This window comes from Pseudomaricurvus sp. HS19 (genome assembly GCF_009857815.1).
Classification (GTDB): Bacteria; Pseudomonadota; Gammaproteobacteria; order Pseudomonadales; family Cellvibrionaceae; genus Pseudomaricurvus.
This window is the reverse complement of the sequence record NZ_WVVW01000002.1, coordinates 217,761-233,979: the sequence shown is the minus strand read 5'-3', so window position 1 is coordinate 233,979 and position 16,219 is coordinate 217,761. Positions and strand designations below refer to the sequence as shown.

Here is a 16,219-nt window from a genome sequence, read left to right as displayed (position 1 = left end):
GTTGGTTGCACTCCGGGGAGTCCCTGTCCCTCTACCCGGTTACTTCTGCCGCTAATTCTGCCGTTGCCACCGTGTTGTGTGCAGAAACCTGTGCGCGCACTTTCCTGTTTGCCACCCGCCACTCAACCCAAACAACCAGATTGATGAGCATCCACGCCAACAGCATGGAGGCGATGGTGTGGCTGAGAAAATGATCGCCAATCGCCATTTTGTAAAGACCTAACACCCACGCCAGTGACAGAGTGGCCATCAGTGCCCGGCGTTTTGCCTGCCGGGAACGAAACAAAAACACCAGCGACAGCAGCGCAAAGGCACCGCTGGCATGACCTGCCGGGAAGCAGCGTTGGTGACTGTAGGGTACAGCCTGTAGCAGGTGATCCAGCAGTGTCAGGTGAGGCAGGGTGCCATTGAACAGCGACAGGTTTTTGGGGCATGGCATGTTGGTAGTGGCTTTCAGCAGTCCTACCGTGAGCGGCACCAGAATCATGGACGCCAGCACAATACGCAGGCCCGGCAGGTAGGTACGCAAGCGTGGCCATTTGCGGTTGGCCAACAGCGCCACCAGAATCACCACCGCCGCTATCTGTACCAAGAACTTGGGTCCGTTGTAAAACAGCAGTTGTAACAGGGCGTCATCTTTCGACAGCAGCCAGTGTCCGCCAGCGTCGTTGTACAGCCAACGCTGTACGGTGACGTCGAGGGGCAGCCATTCAAACAGCACCAGCGTGAGGGCCAGCAACAACAGGCTGGCCCCGGCATGGCGCAGGCAGTTGCAGGGTTGATGGTTCAAGGGTTGCTGGCCTGGAACAGCACGTTACTCCTGTCGATCACCTCGGATTCAACTTCAAAAGCGGTCAGCACGCTGTTGAAGACGGCGTCGTGTGAGCTTTTCTTGTCCTTGAGTGCCAGTGCCTGTTGCAAATCCATATCCGCCGATTCTCCCAGCCACAACATGGTGGCCACTTCGGTTTGCTCTTTGGGGGCCATCATATAGGGCATGCCGTGCAGGTAGAGACCCATCTCGCCGAGGGATTCACCGTGGTCGCTGACATAGAGCATGGCGGTGGCATAGTTGGGGGTATTCTCTTTCAGCAGTGAGATCACCTGTGACAGGAAGAAGTCGGTGTAAAGAATGGCATTGTCGTAGGCGTTGACGATCTCCTCCTGGCTGCAGCCAGAGAGATCCAGTGATTTGCAGGCAGGGGTAAAATGCTCGAACTCCGGCGGGTAGCGCTTGAAGTAGGCGGGACCGTGGTTGCCCATCTGGTGCAGCACAATGAGGATGTCGCCGGGCTGTTTGTCGATGTACTCCTGCAGGCCCGCCAGCATGCCCACATCGCGGCACTCTGCATCACACACCGGGTTGTGCTTCGGTGATTTGAAATCCTCATAGGGCACACGATCGGCCACCCCTTTGGAACTGGAGTTATTGTCGCGCCACAGCACGCTCACACCGACCCGCTGCAGGATATCCAGCAGGTTTTCTTCATGACGGGCGTCGTCCAGGGAGAAGTCGTTGTGGCCCTCGCGGGCAAACATACAGGGCACGGAGATCGCCGTAGAGGTGCCGCAGGAGGAGATGTTGGTGTAATCCACCAAACGCTCTTCCTGCTCCAGCAGGGGATTGGTCTTGCGTTCGTAGCCATTGAGGGAGAAGTGATCGCGGCGGGCGGTCTCGCCCACCACCAGAATGATCAGTTCATGTGCTTCGTGTTCCTCTTCTCCGGCTTCGTGCTGCGGGATGCGGGCATCGGGCGCGATGGTGGCCAGCACCCCGGCCTGGGCGCTAGCGGCATTGTGGCTGGCGTAGCGGATACCGGAGTAGATGGGGGTCAGCGGGTTGGTGTAGGTGCGCAGGGCTTTGTGCTCACGGAAGAAGCCGGCAAACTGGTCGCCATTACTGAGCAACACCAATACCAGCACCACCAGGGATGCGGCCGCGGTGAGGCCGTGGTGGCCAGCGCGACGGGGCAGGCTCATGGTACGCAGGGGCACCATCCAGATCAGCACTGTGCTGACAACACCCAGCAGTGCTACCCGCATCAGGAAGCCGGCGCTCAGCAGGTCACGCACCTCCGCTGGATCGGTCTGCAGCGTGTTTTCGATCATCACCGTATCGATAATGGTGCCAAACTGATCGGTAAAATAACCGCTCACCGCCGCCAGCAGTACAAACAGTGTGGCCACCACCCGCACCGGCAGCAGCAGCGCAAACAGGCTCATGACAAACACCATGACCGCCAGCAGCGCGAGAGCGATTGCCGCCAGAAAGAGCCAGTTGCCGTCTCCCGGCGGGTAGGCGTGCAGGGTTTCGCGGAAGAAGCTCACATTGGCGGTAAGCAGCAGGAATATGGCGCTGAAGGAAATCAGCAGCCGTTGGGACAGGCTCTGCATGGAAAATGCCACCGTATCAGAATTGAGACGGTGGCATATTGGCGGTCGTGGCTTAAGAAAAACTTAAGGGCGCTCTTATGGCCGGGATGGCACGGCTGAGCAGACATGCCGGCTGGCTGTCATTCCTGCACCGGCGTACATCCACGGTGTACGGAATTTACAGGGCGTCGCTAATTGCTCAGTGCAACGGGTTCTCAAAGCGCAACAGCTTCTCTTCACAGTCGGTAAAATCCCGGGTATTGCCGACGGTGCGCACAGCCTCCTCCACAATGCCGGGTGTATAGGAGTGGCAGGCCCCGAGCATGCTCCCCGAGTCTCCGGCCGGGGTGCCCTGCAACTTGTTCATATCAAAGCGGCGGCCGTAGCTGACCATATAGCCTTTCTGCAACAGGAAAGCCGCTTCCAGCTGCTCGCCGGTGTAGATTTCATTCGCCCATTTACCAAAGCCGCTGGCCAGGTATTTGCCCTGCAGTGCTTTATCCTGCAGCGCCCAGTTGGAAACGGTCCAGCTGAGTACCAGGCGGCCGTCGTAAAAGATCTCTGCGGTGTTGTGATTGTCCTGTTCATCGGGAATCACTATGTCGATCACCCGGGTGGCCTGGCCGGCCTTGCAGTGTTGAATGGCACTGACGGTCAGGTCGAAAAGGTGGGTACAGTGGGATTTGGGGTTAGTACTCTGGTTGATGCTGCTGATATCGGCATCAATGGCTGTGCCGACCAGTGCTTGCAGCAGGGGCAGCGCGCCGGGGCAGGTGGTCATGGGGTAGCGCAGGGCTTCTCCCTGAATTGAGGTTATGTGGTATCCATCGTGGCTGACAATGCTGCGAAAACCGTGATTGGTATCCTCAAGCTCCGCCACAACACGTCCCTCTTCACCTTGCAGGCGAATGCGGCGGCGGTAGATGCCGGAGCCGTAGTCCGGGTTGCGGGGGGTATTGTCGGGGGCGGTACGGGTCATGACTGGCTGGCCTCGGCACACAACGGCAGGCGCTGCTGGCGCCCGCGTGCTGGCTCTGATTATTGTTAAATGGCCCTACATGATGGCGTTACCGTGTGCAGCTGTCCAGTGTCGTCAGCAGCCCACCAGCATGCGGCTGCGGGTTTCAAATACCGTCTGGCTGAGTCGCAGGAGAAATACACAGCTGATGCTGATAAAGGCGATCATTGCCAGGTAGACCAGCAGGTTGCCGGGCAGCAGGCTGGGGTAGCCCAGTTGTGGCAACACCAGCTTGATGGCCGCCAGCAGGTAACCGTGAATGAAAAAGATACCAAAGCTCAGGTCGCCCAGCGTGCGGAAGGTATCCCGTACCTGCGCATCGAAACGTTCCAGGTTGACCAGGAACAGGGGGATGGCCGCGAGCTTGAAGAAGAACAACCAATGGGTCTGCTGGTCAAAAAAGCGCATGTTCAGTGCCATAAACAGCAGCGAGAGTACCCAGAACAGCCACTCAAAGCGACGGAACAGTTGCATCGCTTCGGCCTGGTAGTGGCTGACGCACATGCCCAGCCAGTAAACCGAAAACAGGTACAGCGCCTTTGACGGAGTGGCGGCGAACAGTGGCTCACCCAACAGGCCCTGCAGTCCGCCCCTGCCCAGCCAGGCGGAGAGGGCGAGAAAGAATGGCAGTGCCAGATAGGCAGCTGGCCGTTTGTCGAGCCATAACAGCAGCGGTGCCAGCAGGAAAATGAGGGTGATGGTAGGCACAAACCAGAAGGGCGCCAGGTGTTTGCCGGTGATCAGGAACAGCAGTGCCTGGCCAGGTATGGAGTAGTCGTAGATCTGTGGCGGGACGCTCGACACCGGAATAATAAACAGCGCCACAATCAACGCCGGGATAGAGAGAATCAGGTAGGGCGTTATGACATTGCGCAGCTTGGTTCGGTAAAAGCTCCTGACCTTGAAGCGCCCCGAGAGATGCTGGAACAGCAGGCCTGCGATGAAGAAAAACCAGATCGAGGATTGGTTAAAGAGGGTGTCAAACAGGCGGAAAGTGAACTGGTCAGGCGACCAGTCCAGGGAGCGGAGACAGTGGGCACCGACAATGCCGAGAATGGCCAGTCCGCGGAAACTGTGTACGTAGGAGAGATACATTGGGCAGCAATCCGAATTAATCCATTAAAAGCCGTATAGCCGATGATCCTTGGTGCGACAGTGTGACGCACCCGGGCGTGGCTGCGCAACCATCGGTGGCCCCGGGTTAACAGCCGTCGGGCCACTGGCCAAATCAGTTGCCGCAGCCGGTGGTCGGCCGGGGCGTCGGCGGCACTCCTGTGCCAGTATAGATTTCAAATACGGGGGCTGCCGACCGTAATGGCAGCGGCGTGGCGGGCGTTAGTACTGATGGTACTATGAGGGGAATCAGAGTGACTGCGCCAGGTGGCCGCCGTCCACCGGCAGGGCCACGCCATTCACAAACGAGCCGGCGTCGCTCAGCAGCAACAGCAGTGGCCCGTCCAGTTCCGGCAGGTTACCCAGACGCTTGGGTGGAATGCGGTGCAAATACGCCTGACCCTTGTCCGAGGCGAAGTAGTCGCCGTTCATCTCGGTTTCAAAATAACCCGGGCAGAGGGCGTTGACGCGAATGCCATTGCCGATCAGCTCCAGCGCCATGTTGCGGGTCAGCTGCACCACTGCCGCCTTGGAGGTGGCATACAAGGATTCGCCGAAGCCTGGCTGGAGTCCAAGGATCGAGGCGATATTCACAATACTGCCGCCCTTGCCGGCAGCCACCAGCCGCTCACAGCAGCTGCGGGCTACCTGCCACACCGCTTTCAGGTTGGTATCCAGGACAAAATCCCAGTCCGCCTCGGCGGTTTTGATAAAGCGTTTGGAGGCGGCCACACCGGCGTTATTCACCAGCAGGTCGACTGTGCCGAGCTGCGCCTCAATAGCATCGAAGGCCTCTCCCACCTGTTGACCATTGGTAACGTCGAGACTGACGGCCATGGCGCGGCCGCCAGCGGCCTCAATTTCCGCCACCAGTGCCTGCAGGCGCTCGGCCCTTCGCGCCGCAACGGCTACCGCGGCGCCCTGGGCCGCAATCACCCTGGCGAAGTGAGCACCGAGACCGCTGGAGGCGCCGGTTACCAGCGCCGTATGGCTGGTCAGGTCGAACGGATTGTGCATGGCGAATTCTCTAGTCGTTATTGGTTGTCGCGTTGCGGTTTGCTTTCGGCTGGCTGGCGTCGGGTACCATCAGTGCCAGGGTGCGTTTGCAGTTTTCCAGCAGCTTGTGCAGGTCGATTTTCTCCGGGTTCACCAGCCACTGGTAAATGGCGCCAAACACCAGCGAACAGTACTGCTCCGCGTAGTCCTCGGGGGTGAAATCGGTCACCACCTGGCCGCTGTCCAGTCCCTCCTGTAGCCACTGGGCGGCGAGGGTACGCTGGATGGTCTGCAGTTCATCCAGTTTCTGGGTGGTTTCGGAGTGGTGGTCAATGGAGTCGTAGTAGAGCTTGTACATCGCGCGCAGGTGGTCCGGGTGGCTGCGCACAAAATTTTGCAGGGCGGTGACGGCGGCGGCGGTACGACCGATGCCTCGCAGCGGTTTTACCGTGCGGTCCAGCTCAGCCACCCACAGGTCGTTGAGGTGTTCGATCAATGCCTTGAAGAACACATCCTTGGTGCCATAGCGGTAGGCTGCGAGGCCACGGCTGTAGCCCGCCAGTACGCCGATATCGGTCAGCGTGGTCTTGCTGGGTCCCCGATCCACAATCAGCCGCACGGCGGTTTCGAACATCTGACTGTCGGATTGGGCTGATCGCTCCGCCTGGGTCTGGCGGACTTTTTTGGTTGGCGAATCGCCGTTCATCTCAAGAGCTCCCGCGTAGGGTGGTCAGTCCTGTAGCTGTTTCCTGTTGTTTATTTTCAATAAAAACAGCGTCTTATCACTATTTATTTGTCGTTTGTGAAGATTTGTTGAGCGCCATTGTCGCCGATGTCTGGCAGTTAATCAAAAAAACATGCTTGCAGCAAACAAGTTTATAGGTTTAGGATATTTCCAGCCTGAGCGGTTGCAGCTGTGCAGCCGCCACCCGCTCCAGCCGGGAGCGACACAACAATAAATCCAGACTCCGGAGTTGATGATTCATGCAGCGCAAGATTTTTGAAGAGGAGCACGAACTGTTCCGGGAATCGGTCAGGCGGTTCCTGCAGGCCGAGGCCGTGCCCCACATGGATGAGTGGCGGGAGCAGGGCGCGGTGGATCGCCAGCTGTTCCGCAAGGCCGGCGACAACGGTTTCCTGTTCATGTGGGCGGAAGAGGAGTACGGCGGTCTGGGCGTTAACGACTTCCGCTACGATCAGGTGATCCTGGAGGAGTTTTACAACGCCGGCTGCGGCGACATTTTCCTCACCACACACAACCGCCTGGTGGGTCGCTATCTGGGCAACTTCGCCAACGACGAGCAGAAGCGTCGTTTCTATCCCGGCTGTATCTCCGGCGAAACCATTCTCGGTGTGGCTATGACCGAGCCGGGCACCGGTTCCGACCTGGCGGCCATGCAGACCCGCGCGGTGGACTGCGGCGATCACTGGCTGCTGAACGGCTCCAAGACCTATATCTCCAACGGCATCATCGGCGACCTGTTTGTGGTAGCGGCCAAAACCGGTGAGCGGTCGCTGGGACTGTTCCTGGTGGAGCGGGGCATGCCCGGCTTCGAGCGCGGTCGCAACCTTAACAAGCTGGGCATGAAAGCCCAGGACACCGCCGAACTCTTTTTTGATGATGTCCGTGTTCCGAAAAGCAATGTGCTGGGCGAGGCGGACAAGGGTTTCTACTACCTGATGCAGAACCTGGCGGAAGAGCGTTTGCAGAGCGCCATCTGCTCACTGGCCAACGCCCGCGCGGCACTGGAAGAGACGCTTACCTTCACGCTGGAACGCAAGGTATTCGGCAAGCCGGTGGCGAGCTTTCAGAACAGTCGCTTCCAGCTGGCCACCATGCGCACCGAAACCGATGTGGCGCAGGCGTTTATCGATCGCTGTGTGCAGGACCATAACGACGGCCACCTGCCGGCGGAGGATGCGGCCAAGGCCAAACTCTATTGCAGCGAACTGGAAGGGCGGGTGGTGGACAGCTGCCTGCAGCTGCACGGCGGTGCCGGCTACATGGATGAGTACATGATCTGCCGTCGCTATGGGGATGCGCGTATCTCCCGTATCTACGCCGGTACCAGCGAAATCATGCGCGAAATTATCGCCCGCAGCATGGGGCTGGATTTTCGCGATTGAACGGCCGGGTAAATCACTCCGGCGTCTGTTCCCAAAACCTTTAAGAAGAACTCTTAACCATAAAAATCACAGAGGTGTGTCATGGATATAGCAGGAAAAACAGCAGTCATTACCGGCGGTGCGTCCGGTCTCGGTCGCGCCACCGCAGAGCGCTTTATTGCCGACGGTGCCAACGTTGCCATCTTCGACCTTAACGACAAGTTGGGTAACGAAGTGGCGGAGCTGCTGGGTGAGCGGGCCATGTATATCAACGTTAACGTGGCTGACGAAACGTCGGTGAGAAATGCCCTGGATGCCGTGATGGACAAGTGGGGTGCCCTGCACATTTGCTGCAACTACGCCGGCATTGGCGTGGCCATAAAAACCTATTCCAAAAACGGTCCGCACCCGCTGGACGATTACACCCGCGTACTCACCGTCAACCTGATTGGTACCTTTAATGTCAGTCGCCTTGCGGCAGAGAAAATGGCGTCCTGTGAGCCCTACAACGAAGACGGTGCCCGCGGGGTGATCATCAACACTGCCAGTGTGGCAGCGTACGAAGGTCAGATCGGCCAGGTGGCCTACTCCGCCAGTAAAGGCGGCGTGGTGGGTATGACTGTACCCATGTCCCGCGAACTGGCCAGCTTTGGCATTCGCGTCAACACCATTGTTCCCGGCCTGATTCACACGCCCATGTTCGAAATGCTGGACGAGAAAGTCTACAAGGCGCTGGAGCAGTCCGTGGTCTTTCCGCACCGTCTCGGTCACGCCGAAGAGATCGCCAAGCTGGCGGCCTATCTGGTGGACAACGATTACATGAATGGTGAGTGCATCCGTATGGATGGCGGCGTACGCATGTCGCCACGCTAATTGTCATTGCTCCTGAGGTAGTTATTAAAGTTGTCACGTTCTTTGTCACAACACGCGGTTTCAGTAAGAGGGTTTCGGGGCCACCGCGCCCCGCTTTTTTTCATAACTACCACAGCGCATGGTTACCGGAATGTTTACAGGAGTTGTAGCAGTGACTGTCTCAGCAGACACAACACAATACCAGACACTGACCGTCGCCACTGAAGGGGTAATCGGTCAGGTCCAGCTTAATCGTCCCGCCTCGCTCAATGCGTTTAACAGCGGCATGCGGCACGAGTTACTGCAGGCGCTGACCCGCCTGAGCGAAGACGACAATGTACGGGTGGTGGTGCTGGGTGCCGTTGGCAAGGCATTTTGCTCCGGAGCCGACCTGGCAGAAGGCCTGCCGGTGGAGATCACCGTTGAGCAGCAGATCCTCGATGAGTACGCCCCCATCCTGCAGCAGATTGCGCAGATGCAAAAGCCGGTGATCGCCGCGGTCAACGGAGTGATGGCCGGCATTGGTGCCTCCCTGGCCATGCAGTGTGACCTGATGGTGATGAGCGACAGCGCCCAATTGGGAATGGCGTTTACCAACATCGGACTGGTGCCCGACGGCGGTGCCTGCTGGCACCTGTTGCGCTACATGGGTTACCAGCGCGCCTACCAGTTGATTGCCGAAGGTGGCCGCCTGAGTGCGCAGGAGTGTCAGCAACTGGGTATCGCCAATCGCCTGGTGCCCGCCGACGATGTCAATCGTGTGGCACTGGAGTGGGCTGAATCACTGGCGCAGCGTGCGCCGGTTGCCCTGCGTGAAGTGAAGGCTCTGTTGCGCCGCGCCGCCAGCCAGTCGTGGGAGCAGACAGTAGTCCAAGAAGCGAAGGTGCAACAGCGTTGTGCCAGTACCGAGGATGCCCGCGAAGCGGTGACCGCCTTTATGCAAAAGCGCGCCCCGGTATTTGTCGGGCGTTGACCAAATAACAGAAACCAGATCAGACAAGAGAGAAGGTTATGCAACAGGAATCCCTGCAAGCCAATGCCGAACTGTTGGTGGATGTCGCAGATGGCATTATGACCATTACCATCAATCGCCCGGCAGCGAAAAACGCCATCAATGAAAATGTGGCCCAGGCCATTGCCAATGCGATGGATGAGCTGGACAGCAATCCCGCTATCCGGGTGGCGATCCTCACCGGCGCCGAAGGCACTTTCTGTTCCGGTATGGATTTAAAAGCGTTTGTGGCCGGAGAGAAGCCGGTGATCGAAGGGCGCGGTTTTGCCGGCATCTGTGAGGTACCACCGAAGAAGCCGATTATCGCAGCCATTGAAGGCTTTGCCCTGGCAGGTGGTTGTGAAATTGCCGGTGCCTGTGACATCGCCATCGCCGCCAACAACGCCCGCTTCGGCATTCCTGAAACCAAGCGCGGTCTGGTGGCCGCCGGAGGCGGCCTGATGCGTTTGCCGCGCCAGATTCCCCGCCGCATTGCCATGGAGATGGCGTTGACAGGTGACCTCTATCCGGCTGAACGCGTCTACGAACTGGGCTTTATCAATCGCCTCACCGAGCCCGGCCAGAGCCTGGCAGTGGCGCGGGAGATGGCGGCCACCATTGCTGCCAATGGACCGCTGGCGGTGGCGGAGAGCAAGCGCATTATCAATGAGTCTCAGGATTGGTCTTCGGATGAAATGTTCGCGAAGCAGGCGGCCATTACCGATCCGATTTTTGTCAGTGCGGATGCGTTGGAGGGGGCGAGGGCGTTTGCGGAGAAGCGGGCGCCGGTGTGGCAGGGAAAGTGAATTCTGGTTGAGGGGTCGAGTTAACTCGGCTCGGCAGATGGCTCCACACTAATGTCATTCCCGCGCACAAGGTGCATTGCAGCTCGGCTGCAAGAGAGGGCGCTCTGGGGTGGGCGGGAATCCAGAGGAGTACGAGAGACCGAGGGGTTGGTGTTAGTGGTCATTCCCGCGAAGGCGGGAATCCAGAGTGGTCTGGCTTTGAGGTTTGAATTTCGCCCTGCTGGGCGAGTCACTTTTCTTTGTTTGGCCAAAGAAATACCGATACAGCGGGCACACGTGAGTAACCAAAAGAAAGTCCACCCCGGGTTCGCTGGTCGGTTGGTAAAAAGCACCAACCGACTTCCCTCTCTCCGGACTGTCTGCGGGGGCCGGAGTCCGTGCCATACATCGGTAAACATCAGGGCGCCGATTTACTGTAGGAGCGCACTGGCCCAGACCACCCTCTCTTGCAACACGGTTGCAATTCACCTTGTCCCGTGCGCGAGCTTTTTTAACCCTGGCACCAAAGGTGGATCAGGAAACACAAATACAATTGCTGCGGTAAACAACCGGGCACCCAAAATGCAACAGAGGAATAAAGCCATGAACGAAGTCTGGATTGTTGACGCCTGCCGCACCCCGCGCGGCATCGGTAAACGCGGCAAGGGTGCGCTGTCATCCTTTCATCCGCAGCAGCTGGGCACGGCGGTGCTGAAGGCACTGGCGGAGCGCAACAGTATCGATACCCGCGACGTGGACGATGTGATTTGGGGTACCAGCTCCCAGCGCGGTGAGCAGAGCGGTTGTCTCGGTCGCATGGCGGCGCTGGGCGCCGGTTATGATATCCGCTCCAGCGCCGTCACCATTGATCGCTTCTGCGGCTCCGGTATCAGCACTGTGACCATGGCTGCCAACGCCATTGCCGGCGGTATGGAAGATCTGGTGATCGCCGGTGGCAGCGAGATGATGTCCAACTACGGCCACGCCGGTAACAATCCATCGCTGTTGATGGACAACGGTAACCTGCAGCTGCGTGCGCTGCACCCGCAACCGCACCAGGGCATCTGCGCCGATATGATTGCCACCATTGAGGGCATTGAACGGCAGGCGCTGGATGAGCTGGCGCTGGAGAGCCAGAAGCGCGCGGCGGCGGCCATTGCCAACGGCAACTTTAACCGCAGCCTGATTCCCGTTTATCACGCCGATGGCAGCCTGGCGCTGGCGGAAGAGGAGTTTCCCCGTCCAGGTACCACACTGGAAGGTTTGTCGCAGCTGGCGCCGGCGTTTGCCGAAGCTATCGACATGCCACTGGACGAAGCCGGTACCACTTACCGTCAGCTGGCGGAGCAGAAATTTCCCGGGCTGGTGATCAATCACGTGCACCACGCCGGTAACTCTTCCGGGGTGGTGGATGGTGCGGCAGCGCTGTTGATGTGTTCGCCGGAGTACGGCAAGCGCATGGGCTGGAAGCCCCGGGCGAAGGTGGTGGCCATGGCCAACATGGGCGACTGTCCCAGCCTGATGCTCAACGCGCCGGTGCCGGCGGCGAAGAAAGTGCTGCACAAAGCGGGGCTGACGCTGGCGGATATCGATCTGTTTGAAGTCAACGAAGCCTTCGCGGTGGTGACAGAAAAATTCATCCGCGACCTGGCTATCGATCGCGACCGCATCAACGTCAATGGCGGTGCCATGGCGCTGGGCCACCCCATCGGTGCCACCGGCTCCATCCTGATTGGCACCATGGTGGATGAGCTGGAGCGCCGCGACCTGCAGCGGGGTCTGGTGACCATGTGTGCGGCGGGTGGTATGGCGCCCGCCATTATTATCGAGCGTGTGTCCTGAGAGGGGAGGCGGCTATGAAAACTCGCATTACGGAAATGCTGGGTATCCGCTACCCCATTATCCAGGGTGGCATGCAGTGGGTGGGGCGGGCGGAGCTGGCCTCCGCTGTCTCCAATGCTGGAGGCCTGGGCATCCTGACCGCCCTGACCCAGCCGACGCCGGAGGACCTGGCGCGGGAGATCCGCCGCTGCCGGGAGATGACCGACCAGCCTTTCGGCGTCAATCTCACTATCCTGCCCACCATCAACCGGGTGCCTTACGCCGAGTACGCCCAGGCGGCGATTGAGGGAGGGGTGAAGGTGGTGGAGACCGCCGGTCGCAACCCGGAGGAGTTTATTCCGCTGTTCCGTGAGCACGGCGTCAAGGTGATCCACAAATGCACCTCCGTGCGCCATGCCCTTAAGGCGGAGGCGATCGGCTGTGACGCCGTCAGTGTTGACGGCTTTGAGTGTGCCGGTCATCCCGGTGAGGACGACGTCACCAATCTGATCCTGCTGCCGGCGGCGGCGGCCAAACTGACCATCCCCATGATCGCGTCCGGCGGTATCGGTACCGGCCAACAGCTGGCGGCGGCGCTGGTGCTGGGGGCCGAGGGGGTCAATATGGGCACCCGTTTTGTGGCCACCGCCGAGGCGCCCGTGCATCACAACGTCAAGCAGGCCATGGTAGAGGCCGATGAGCGCAACACCACCCTCATCTTTCGTACCCTGCGCAATACCGCGCGGGTGTTCAACAACTCCATCGCCAGTCAGGTGACCGCCATCGAAGCCAAACCCGGTGACACCGACTTTTCCGAGTTGCAGCCGCTGGTGGCCGGTGTCCGCGGGCGTGAGCAGGTGCTGGAGCAGGGGGATGTAGAGGGTGGTATCTGGACCGCCGGCCAGGTGATCGGCCTGATCAACGACATCCCCACCTGCGAGGTGCTGCTGCAGCGCATGGTGGCAGAGGCGCAGGAGATCCTGCAGCGTCGTGTGGCGGCCATGTTTGCCTGAATACAGGGGGCGGGGCGGGAGAGGGGTTGCCCTGCCCGATGCAGCTGAGGGCGTCTGCCGGTCGTCAGCGCAGATTTGCTGACAGACAGTTGACAGGAAATGTGGCTGCTCTAAGCTTGCTTGCAGGTAACAAGTAATGTGGTGCGGTTGCCGGTTCGATGCAGGCCCAGGTGGCTGGAGACAGGATCCGGGCCGCTGCACCACAGCGCCAATAACAACAATAAACAGCTATTCGACAGTTCCGTCGCCAGGCGCCTGCCACTGGTGGGTAATTCACGGGGGAACAGATCAGGGAGCGCAATGTGAGCCTGCCCGAAGTGACCACATCATCCGGCTTTTCCGGCCGCAGCCCTGCTGCATCGGAACTGGCGGGAAACGGTTGCCACAGCATACCGCAGCTGGCGAAGATGACACCGCCTGCGGCGGCTGAGGCTGTGCCCCGGCCGGAGTTGTGTGCAGAGCTCTGCAGCCTGTCGGCCCCACGGGTCACCCTGGTGCGCGCGCCGGCGGGTTTTGGCAAGTCCACGCTGATGCAGCAGGCGTGTCGTGAGCTGGCGGCGCAGGGGGTGCCGGTGGCGTGGTTGACGCTGGACTCGGCCGACAACGATGTCTCCCGCCTGCTGCAGTTCCTCTCCTATGCCATGGCCGTTGTCAGCGACCAGGACGGCGTACAGGATAACGGCTTTGGTGTCGGCAACCTGGCACTGGCCCTGCTGGATCAGGTGGCGGCCACGGCGGCGCCGTTTGCCATTTTTCTCGATGACCTGGAAGTGCTGCAGAGTGCGGCGGCGGTGGCCCTGTTGCAGCAGTTTATCGAGCGCCTGCCTGCCGGCGGGCGAGTGGTTATCGGCTCCCGGGTGCTGCCTAACCTTGGCCTCTCGCGCTGGCGTGGCCGTGGCCAGTTGCTGGAGCTGGATCCCGCCCGGCTGCGTTTTTCCATGGATGAATCCCACGCATTCCTGCAGCGGGTGTGCGGCAATCAGCTGGAACAGGATGAGCTGCAGCTGCTGCACGGTACTACCGAGGGGTGGCCCGTGGCGCTGCGACTGGCGTCGCTGCTGTTGCGGGACTGCCCCGACCGCTCCGCATTTGTGCGGGACTTCTCCGGTACCAACGCCCTGGTCGCCGACTACCTGACCGAAGAGGTACTGGCCCGGCTGCCAGAGGAAACCCTGGCGTTTATGCTGCAGACCAGCACCCTGCCGCAGCTGACCGCGCCGCTCTGTGATGCGGTCTGCGGCATCAGCAACAGCCGCGATATCCTGGAGTCGCTGGAGCGGGCCAACCTGTTTCTGGTGACCCTCGACAGTCAGCGCCAGAGCTATCGCTATCACGGGCTCTTTGCCACCTTCCTGCGCGCCGAGGCCGAGCGCCGTTTCCCCGAGCGCTTACCGCAGCTGCACCGCGCCGCCGCCCAATGGTATATCGATGCGGGTCGCCAGGTGCCGGCTATTGAACAGGCATTGCTCTCCCGCGACTGGGACTTTGCCTTGCCGCTGTTCCAGCGTCATGCCGAAAGCCTGTTGTGCCAGGGGCGTTCACGCCTGCTGGTGCGGTTGCTGGCGAGTGTGCCAGCGTCGCAGCTGAGCCAGTGGCCGCAATTGCAAATTGTGCACATGTGGGCTGTGGCCTTCACCCGTGGTGCCGAAGAGGCAATGGGCCTGCTGGCCCGTTACGAAAGTGACAGCCGCGCGGAAGTGGGCATGGTGGCCCATGTGCGGGCACTGCGGCCGATGCTGCTCTCTATCCTTGATCGTCACGACGAAGCTTACGAGTCCGCCGCCGGGCAGTTGCAGGCGGTGGCGGATGAGTATGTGTTCCCGAAAGCGATCCTGCGCACCTCACTGGCGTTTGTCGCCCTGGTAATGGGGCGCTACGGAGAGGCGCAACAGTTGCTGGATGAGGGGCGGGGCAGCAGCGAAACCGATGCCGGTCCCTTTACCCACATCTATGCCCAGTGTGTGGAGGGCGTGCTGGATCTGTTACAGGGGCGCTTGCGCCAGGCCAGCGCCCATTTTCGTCTGGCGGCCAATATCAATGTGCGGGGTATCAACAGCACCACAAACGGCAACACCATGGCTGCCATCCTGCTGTCGGAAGCCCTCTATGAGAGCGGCGACCTGGCGGCGGCCGGACGCCTGCTGCAGGTGTATGCGCCGCTGATGCGCGAACAGGGTGTGCCGGATCACACCATCAGCAGCCACCGTAACCTGGCCCGTATCCAGCATGCCGCAGGAGACCGGGAGGCGGCGCTGCAAACCCTCACCGAACTGGAGTACTGCGGTCACGTCAACGATCTGCCGCGCATGGTAGCCAGTGCCCATCTGGAGCGGGCCAGCCTGCTGATTCAGCAGGGTGATGCCCTTGCCGCGGGTGAGGAGATCAGCCGCGCGCGGCATTTGTGTGATTGGGACAAGCTGGAGAGCTGGTGGCTGCTGGGTAACGATACCGAATCCCTGCTGGTGACGGAGTTGCGCTGGCAAATCCATTTTGGCGAAGCGCAGCAGGCCCTTGCCCGGCTGCCACAGTTGGTGGCGCGCGCAGAGAGTGAACGACGTCAACGGCGCGCATTGAAGTTACGGGTCCTGCAGGCCCTGGCCCTGGCCGCGACGGATGAGCATGAGCAATCATTGGCCCTGCTTGGGCAGGTGTTGCAGAAGGTGGCCCAGGAGCCCTGTGTGCGCTGCGTGATGGACGAGGGTCGCCCGCTGCAGCAGTTGCTGGTGCGTTACGCGACCGCTTGCGCCACTGTCATTGACGATGCGGAATGGCAGCAGCCGGGACAACTGCTGTTGCGCCTTGCCGCCCTGCCGCTCATTGGCGGGGACGGTGCGGAGGAGGAAGCGCTGGCGGAGCTGAGTCAGCCACTTACCAAAAAAGAGTTGCAGGCGCTGCGCCTGCTGGCGGACGGACTTTCCAATGCGGCCATCGCGGCGCGTATGTTTGTGTCGGAAAACACCGTGCGTACGCATTTACGTAACATCAATAACAAACTGGAATCGGGCAATCGTACGGAGGCGGTTGCCATCGCCCGGCGTCACGGCCTGTTGTGCTGATTGTCCGGAGCCGGATTCCCTGACGTCAGAGTGGCGTGCTGCCACCTTTTGTATGCCCTTCATTACTGTCGCAATAACCGGTCGGTGAGAAAAAA

13 protein-coding genes are annotated in these 16,219 nt (G+C 60.2%); 7 read left to right on the top strand and 6 right to left on the bottom strand.

All coding sequences use genetic code 11. The annotated features are described in order from the left end of the window. Window positions 1-31 precede the first annotated feature (31 nt). The 6 genes from GSF27_RS08785 to GSF27_RS08760 form a co-directional block, all read right to left on the bottom strand. Complete coding sequence (locus tag GSF27_RS08785) at window positions 32-790, bottom strand: phosphatase PAP2 family protein (protein ID WP_160968000.1); 759 nt, start codon at window positions 788-790, stop codon at window positions 32-34. Then, the gene (locus tag GSF27_RS08780) at window positions 787-2,394 is read right to left on the bottom strand and encodes a phosphoethanolamine transferase (protein ID WP_160967998.1); all 1,608 of its coding nucleotides are present in this window, start codon (window positions 2,392-2,394) and stop codon (window positions 787-789) included. The genes GSF27_RS08785 and GSF27_RS08780 overlap by 4 nt, the downstream gene beginning before the upstream one ends. A gap of 178 nt (window positions 2,395-2,572) precedes the next feature. Then, complete coding sequence (locus GSF27_RS08775) at window positions 2,573-3,352, bottom strand: DUF2889 domain-containing protein (RefSeq protein WP_160967996.1); 780 nt, start codon at window positions 3,350-3,352, stop codon at window positions 2,573-2,575. A 114-nt stretch (window positions 3,353-3,466) separates the two neighbouring features. Next, complete coding sequence (locus GSF27_RS08770) at window positions 3,467-4,486, bottom strand: acyltransferase family protein (RefSeq protein ID WP_160967994.1); 1,020 nt, start codon at window positions 4,484-4,486, stop codon at window positions 3,467-3,469. A 267-nt stretch (window positions 4,487-4,753) separates the two neighbouring features. After that, window positions 4,754-5,521 (bottom strand): SDR family NAD(P)-dependent oxidoreductase, encoded by a 768-nt coding sequence (locus tag GSF27_RS08765; RefSeq protein ID WP_160967992.1) that lies wholly within the window; start codon window positions 5,519-5,521, stop codon window positions 4,754-4,756. A gap of 10 nt (window positions 5,522-5,531) precedes the next feature. Then, window positions 5,532-6,206 carry a TetR/AcrR family transcriptional regulator gene (locus tag GSF27_RS08760; protein WP_160967990.1) on the bottom strand — a complete coding sequence of 225 codons (675 nt, stop codon included), beginning with the start codon at window positions 6,204-6,206 and terminating at the stop codon, window positions 5,532-5,534. A gap of 278 nt (window positions 6,207-6,484) precedes the next feature. Between GSF27_RS08760 and GSF27_RS08755 the strand changes: the two genes are divergently transcribed. The 7 genes from GSF27_RS08755 (at window position 6,485) to GSF27_RS08725 (ending at window position 16,124) form a co-directional block, all read left to right on the top strand. Beyond that, window positions 6,485-7,627, top strand: a complete 1,143-nt coding sequence (locus tag GSF27_RS08755; protein WP_160967988.1) for an acyl-CoA dehydrogenase family protein — start codon at window positions 6,485-6,487, stop codon at window positions 7,625-7,627. Window positions 7,628-7,708: 81 nt separating this feature from the next. Continuing rightward, the gene (locus GSF27_RS08750) at window positions 7,709-8,479 is read left to right on the top strand and encodes an SDR family NAD(P)-dependent oxidoreductase (RefSeq protein WP_160967986.1); all 771 of its coding nucleotides are present in this window, start codon (window positions 7,709-7,711) and stop codon (window positions 8,477-8,479) included. 151 nt (window positions 8,480-8,630) lie between these two features. Next, complete coding sequence (locus GSF27_RS08745; protein ID WP_160967984.1) at window positions 8,631-9,431, top strand: enoyl-CoA hydratase-related protein; 801 nt, start codon at window positions 8,631-8,633, stop codon at window positions 9,429-9,431. A 38-nt stretch (window positions 9,432-9,469) separates the two neighbouring features. Then, on the top strand, window positions 9,470-10,255 hold the full coding sequence (locus GSF27_RS08740; protein WP_160967982.1) for a crotonase/enoyl-CoA hydratase family protein: 786 nt from the start codon (window positions 9,470-9,472) through the stop codon (window positions 10,253-10,255). 582 nt (window positions 10,256-10,837) lie between these two features. Then, window positions 10,838-12,076, top strand: a complete 1,239-nt coding sequence (locus tag GSF27_RS08735) for an acetyl-CoA C-acetyltransferase (protein WP_160967980.1) — start codon at window positions 10,838-10,840, stop codon at window positions 12,074-12,076. Between the two features lie 14 nt (window positions 12,077-12,090). Then, window positions 12,091-13,068, top strand: a complete 978-nt coding sequence (locus GSF27_RS08730) for a nitronate monooxygenase family protein (RefSeq protein ID WP_160967978.1) — start codon at window positions 12,091-12,093, stop codon at window positions 13,066-13,068. Window positions 13,069-13,370: 302 nt separating this feature from the next. Further along, window positions 13,371-16,124 carry a LuxR C-terminal-related transcriptional regulator gene (locus GSF27_RS08725; RefSeq protein WP_160967976.1) on the top strand — a complete coding sequence of 918 codons (2,754 nt, stop codon included), beginning with the start codon at window positions 13,371-13,373 and terminating at the stop codon, window positions 16,122-16,124. Window positions 16,125-16,219 lie beyond the last annotated feature (95 nt).

Excerpts from the sequence above, each read along its gene's own strand:
- GSF27_RS08780 (WP_160967998.1), bottom strand. The coding sequence starts at position 2,394 with ATGCAGAGCCTGTCCCAACGGCTGCTGATTTCCTTCAGCGCCATATTC.
- GSF27_RS08775 (WP_160967996.1), bottom strand. The coding sequence starts at position 3,352 with ATGACCCGTACCGCCCCCGACAATACCCCCCGCAACCCGGACTACGGC.
- GSF27_RS08770 (WP_160967994.1), bottom strand. The coding sequence starts at position 4,486 with ATGTATCTCTCCTACGTACACAGTTTCCGCGGACTGGCCATTCTCGGC.
- GSF27_RS08765 (WP_160967992.1), bottom strand. The coding sequence starts at position 5,521 with ATGCACAATCCGTTCGACCTGACCAGCCATACGGCGCTGGTAACCGGC.
- GSF27_RS08760 (WP_160967990.1), bottom strand. The coding sequence starts at position 6,206 with ATGAACGGCGATTCGCCAACCAAAAAAGTCCGCCAGACCCAGGCGGAG.
- GSF27_RS08755 (WP_160967988.1), top strand. The coding sequence starts at position 6,485 with ATGCAGCGCAAGATTTTTGAAGAGGAGCACGAACTGTTCCGGGAATCG.
- GSF27_RS08750 (WP_160967986.1), top strand. The coding sequence starts at position 7,709 with ATGGATATAGCAGGAAAAACAGCAGTCATTACCGGCGGTGCGTCCGGT.
- GSF27_RS08740 (WP_160967982.1), top strand. The coding sequence starts at position 9,470 with ATGCAACAGGAATCCCTGCAAGCCAATGCCGAACTGTTGGTGGATGTC.
- GSF27_RS08735 (WP_160967980.1), top strand. The coding sequence starts at position 10,838 with ATGAACGAAGTCTGGATTGTTGACGCCTGCCGCACCCCGCGCGGCATC.
- GSF27_RS08730 (WP_160967978.1), top strand. The coding sequence starts at position 12,091 with ATGAAAACTCGCATTACGGAAATGCTGGGTATCCGCTACCCCATTATC.